General features: G+C 25.8%; 9 protein-coding genes. 2 read left to right on the top strand and 7 right to left on the bottom strand.

Annotated features, from left to right (window positions below):
- Positions 1 to 34 precede the first annotated feature (34 nt).
- The 6 genes from Q0V15_RS12175 to Q0V15_RS12150 form a co-directional block, all read right to left on the bottom strand.
- Positions 35 to 262 (bottom strand): hypothetical protein, encoded by a 228-nt coding sequence (locus tag Q0V15_RS12175; RefSeq protein ID WP_297439393.1) that lies wholly within the window; start codon positions 260 to 262, stop codon positions 35 to 37.
- A gap of 2 nt (positions 263 to 264) precedes the next feature.
- Complete coding sequence (locus Q0V15_RS12170) at positions 265 to 783, bottom strand: hypothetical protein (protein WP_297439392.1); 519 nt, start codon at positions 781 to 783, stop codon at positions 265 to 267.
- The gene (locus Q0V15_RS12165) at positions 770 to 1,003 is read right to left on the bottom strand and encodes a hypothetical protein (RefSeq protein WP_297439390.1); all 234 of its coding nucleotides are present in this window, start codon (positions 1,001 to 1,003) and stop codon (positions 770 to 772) included. The genes Q0V15_RS12170 and Q0V15_RS12165 overlap by 14 nt, the downstream gene beginning before the upstream one ends.
- Positions 993 to 1,379 carry a hypothetical protein gene (locus Q0V15_RS12160; RefSeq protein WP_297439388.1) on the bottom strand — a complete coding sequence of 129 codons (387 nt, stop codon included), beginning with the start codon at positions 1,377 to 1,379 and terminating at the stop codon, positions 993 to 995. The genes Q0V15_RS12165 and Q0V15_RS12160 overlap by 11 nt, the downstream gene beginning before the upstream one ends.
- 129 nt (positions 1,380 to 1,508) lie before the next feature.
- Complete coding sequence (locus Q0V15_RS12155; RefSeq protein ID WP_297439386.1) at positions 1,509 to 2,339, bottom strand: replication initiator protein A; 831 nt, start codon at positions 2,337 to 2,339, stop codon at positions 1,509 to 1,511.
- A gap of 14 nt (positions 2,340 to 2,353) precedes the next feature.
- Entirely contained in the window at positions 2,354 to 2,500 is a 147-nt protein-coding gene (locus Q0V15_RS12150; RefSeq protein ID WP_297439384.1) for a hypothetical protein, read from the bottom strand.
- Positions 2,501 to 2,657: 157 nt separating this feature from the next.
- On the opposite strand from Q0V15_RS12150, the gene Q0V15_RS12145 reads away from it, so the two are divergent.
- Positions 2,658 to 3,017, top strand: coding sequence for a helix-turn-helix domain-containing protein (locus Q0V15_RS12145; protein WP_297439382.1), 360 nt, complete (start codon positions 2,658 to 2,660; stop codon positions 3,015 to 3,017).
- 14 nt (positions 3,018 to 3,031) lie between these two features.
- On the opposite strand, the gene Q0V15_RS12140 is transcribed toward Q0V15_RS12145, so the two are convergent.
- Positions 3,032 to 3,160: a hypothetical protein gene (locus Q0V15_RS12140; RefSeq protein ID WP_297439379.1), complete on the bottom strand. Its 129-nt coding sequence runs from the start codon at positions 3,158 to 3,160 to the stop codon at positions 3,032 to 3,034.
- 369 nt (positions 3,161 to 3,529) lie between these two features.
- Between Q0V15_RS12140 and Q0V15_RS12135 the strand changes: the two genes are divergently transcribed.
- Positions 3,530 to 4,057 carry a hypothetical protein gene (locus Q0V15_RS12135; protein WP_297439377.1) on the top strand — a complete coding sequence of 176 codons (528 nt, stop codon included), beginning with the start codon at positions 3,530 to 3,532 and terminating at the stop codon, positions 4,055 to 4,057.
- The last annotated feature ends 199 nt before the right edge of the window (positions 4,058 to 4,256 follow it).

Below are 4,256 nucleotides of genomic sequence, written 5' to 3'. Positions count from 1 at the left end.
ACATTCTGAATTTATCATCACAATCACACATAATTTATTCTTCCTCCAAATCATCGAATAATCCTAATCTTTGACCTGTTTCCATCATTGCAAAAATAAGAATTTCTAAGTCTTGTTTGTTGAACTTACTCATTTCAAGCGTTACTTTATTTTCTTTATCATATTCATCAAATCTAAAACTAACTACTGCCCCTTTATCTAATTCCTTTTCTGTTCCATCTTCATACTTAACTATTATTTTACTTACATCTGGCTCTTTCATTTCTACATTTCCTCACTTTCTAATAGATTCGCTTGATTTAATAAAATTTGCATCTTAATAGCTACCGTAGTTGCTTGTTCAGATGTTTTAAACATATTCCCTATTCTTTTATCTTCACTTACTGGTGTTCCCATTCTACACATCACCTTTTCTATAATTAAACCTGTACCCACACGCCAATAATAATCTCCATGCATTATAGTTTTACGATAAGGTTCTATGACCTCTATAAACGTATATGCACTTGTTAATATATCCATAGTTCTCACACAGCTTGGTTTAAAACTATCACTTTCAAAATCAACTGCACAAAATTGTTCATCAATTATTTTATATCCTATTTTTTCATGTTCTTTACACTTAAACATTTTTGTATTATCATTCTTAAGTTCTTGCAGCATTTCAATAAAACTTATTCCTATTTCTTTAATTTCTTCTTTTCTATTAACTTTATTTGCTTTATTAAGGACTTCTTTTAGTTCTCTACAATCAAGATTCATTTTTACTTTAATTTCTTTCATCTTTTTTACCCACTTTCTTTATTTGATTTTTATAAAACTTTTCATTTTTAACTAATGCTCTTTTATGCAATATCAAATCGCCAAAGCTAAATATTGCTTTCATCTTCCATTCATCGCTCTGTCCATATTCTCTTGTTATTTCAATATTTTTTATATCTTCTCTTATATATCTTTTAATATTTTTCTTAACTCTTAAATAAAGTTTTTTCTTAACTCTCATTTCTTTTCTCCTTAATTTCTAATAATCCATATAACTTAGCATTTGAAAACAAACGATCTATCTTGCTCATATTTAAACCTGTACTTTTCGATATATCTTTAGCTTTATAGTTATCAAGTCTCATAAGCAATGCTTTCTTTATCTGCTCTGGCGTAACTTTCTTTCTTGACCTTCTTGCAATTCTTTTAGAATAACTATCTAAATTTATTTTTTCAGTCTTTACTTTGCCTTTTATATAGGCTTGTCTCCATTCTTTATATACAGATTTAAAATCATTAATACGATAAAATGCTTTCATATTTGCAACATAATCAAATTCTTTATTATCAAATAAATCTAAACTTTTAAATATTTCTGATTTCATTTCCCTTGTCATTCTCTATCACCCTATTTCTTCTCAAAATCATTTTTAAGCAACTTTAAGTTTATTATGTCTACTTATAGACAAGCATTGTTTAAAACTGTTTAAACGTCATTTTAAGAGTTTTATAACTATAATATTCTATTATTCATCCCATCCCATTAATTCTTCATCGTTTTTAATATCTCTGCTTTCAAAGTTTCCATTAGGTTTTACTTCTTTTACCGTAGTCTTAGTTATGTTTATAGATTTAGAATTTTCTACTAAAGATTTTTTCATATAAGCACCAACATTCTTTATTTCACTTGGATTATTTATTGCTGCAATAACTCTTAATATTTCTTTTATGGTATATCCAGTTAGTAACTGCTCTACAACTTTTCTACTAAGTTTTAAATTACTCTTAGTGCTTTCTTTTAAAATTAAATCTATATCGCTATCTTCTTCTTCAACTTTTTCTTTAGAAGAAGATATATTAGTCTTATTTATATTAGTCTTATTTATATTAGTCTTATTTATATTAGTCTTATTACTAGGGGATTTTTCCCTGTCTTGATGGGGGTTTTTTCCCTCTCTTGATAGGGGTTTTTTCCCTATCAATTGATATGACTGACTTTCAGATACTTCAACTTGTAATAAGTACAATCTGTTGGGAAGATTAATCCCTTGTCTAACAGTAAAAATCAAATCTATTTTTTCAAGTTCTTTTAAGTATTTCCTTACAGTCTTAGGATCCTTAACACCTAAAATCTCACAAATACTTTCTTGATCAAATATAAAGAAAACTCTTTGTTCTTCATCAATCCATCCATTTTCTATTGAAATACTATTTCTATCAGCTAATATCCCATAAGTTAACTTAGCCATTGCTGATAATGAACTATATTTACTTTCTTTAACCATAAATATTTTTGGTATTTGATAATATTTATTTTTACTTTCTGTTTCTAATGTGAAAAATCTTTTATTATCCATTTGTCTATTCTCCTTTAATAAATTTCTAAACCTTCTTCGTTATTTATTAGTGAACCATCTAAAAAACCTTTTATATATGTTCGTTTCAATTTATCTAACTTTGTTATTTTTTGTACTAGTTCTATTATTTCTAATATTTTTTTATCTTCTAAAGATTTCATTAGGCACCTCCATATTGTCTTGTTAATATTATTATAACACCTATGTTTAATTAGTTAAATACTTTTTGTTAATTTTAATTAAATTTGTTTAACTTGTTAGAAAATTAGATTGACTAGTTAATATTTATAATATAAAATTATTAAAGAGGTGAATGTGATGTTTGGAACTAGATTAAAAAAAATTAGGACTTGGTTTAAATTAAGCCAATCAGAATTCGCTGATAAATTAGGGGTAGATAAAACTTGGATTTCTTTACTCGAAAATAATAAACGTGATCCTGGTAACAGGTTAATAAGAGATATTTGTGATATGTTTGCCATTAATGAAATTTGGATTTTAACTGGTAAAGAGGAAATGTTTAAACCAGAAGCACAAAATGCTTTATTACTAAAAAATATACTTGAACTTTTAAATACTAAAGATTCTGAAACTATTGAATTAGTTGAAAAATTGATAAAATTAAAAGAACCCGATTTTAAAACACTCAAAACATTAATTGAACGTTTAAGTGAATAGGAAAAGGAGCTACCCTATCTTAGGTTAGCTCCTTTTCTTTTATTATTCGTAATTATTATACGATAATAATCATATAATAATTTTATTTCAAAATTATTCTTAGATTCATTCATCATCTTAATTATTTCTTTTTCATAATCCATTTTTATCAACTCCACCTAGTCTATTTTGCATCTGCAATTTTATATTACTAGATATGTATAGAAATTCAAAATTTCAAAATTTACTAAATTTATAATTACTTATTATCATATTTTTTCTAAAATATTATCCCTATCTTTTCAATTTAAAATCACTTCCAAAATTGATTTTTAGACTAATTATAAAAATTAATAAATATATTAATAATCCTAGTATTCTCTTTACCATTTTGTCAACTTTTTATATAAATTATGTTATTTAAATTACTTTTTTTACATTTCAATTACAATTATTGCATTTTAATTACTTTTACAGAAAAATATTTTATAGTTACTCTTTTATAGAAAAAAATATTAAAGGGATGTGTACATATGAAAAAAATATTTATACTTGCAGCTATTATTATTGTGGTTGCTGTGGTAGGTGCTGGCTGTTCAAAAGATACATCAACTCCTCCAAAAACAACATCATTATCAGCGCAATCTAAAAATTTACCACTCGGAACACAAGCTACTACAAAAACTGGCAGAATATATGTTAATATGGGGAAAACCTTTAAGGGAATAACAGGCATGAATGATTCTCAATTATTAATGGTTATGCCTGAATTAAGTGGTGGTGGTTATGATATTGGTTCTTATGGAGTTTTAAACTATAACAGTACTATGACAAATGAAACTTTAGTTCAATTTTTTAATGATATTGTAACAAAGTCAAATTGTAATTATATAGTTTTAATAAATGCCCAAGATCCTAAAGAAGGAATTTCACTCTCTTCAGCTGGAACACTTTCAAAAGGAGTAGTAACACATGAGTTTAATGACTATACAATTCAACATGATACAGAGTTAGCCCTTATTGATAAAACTGATAAAACATTCACATGGCAAAAGGCTTAATTTAAAGAGACTATAGAATTTATAGTCTCTTTTTTTAATATATATATCCAAAAACATACAGTTGTATTATATGTATTATATGTATTATATGTATTATATGTATTGCATACGTATGAAGCTAGTAATAGCAACAGTTAACAGAATAACATGACTACAATTTAAGGAAACATGACTACAATTTAAGGAAACATGACTACAA

The sequence above is a fragment of the uncultured Clostridium sp. genome, assembly GCF_947036855.1.
Lineage (GTDB): Bacteria > Bacillota > Clostridia > Clostridiales > Clostridiaceae > Sarcina.
This window is presented reverse-complemented; position numbering and strand designations above follow the sequence as displayed.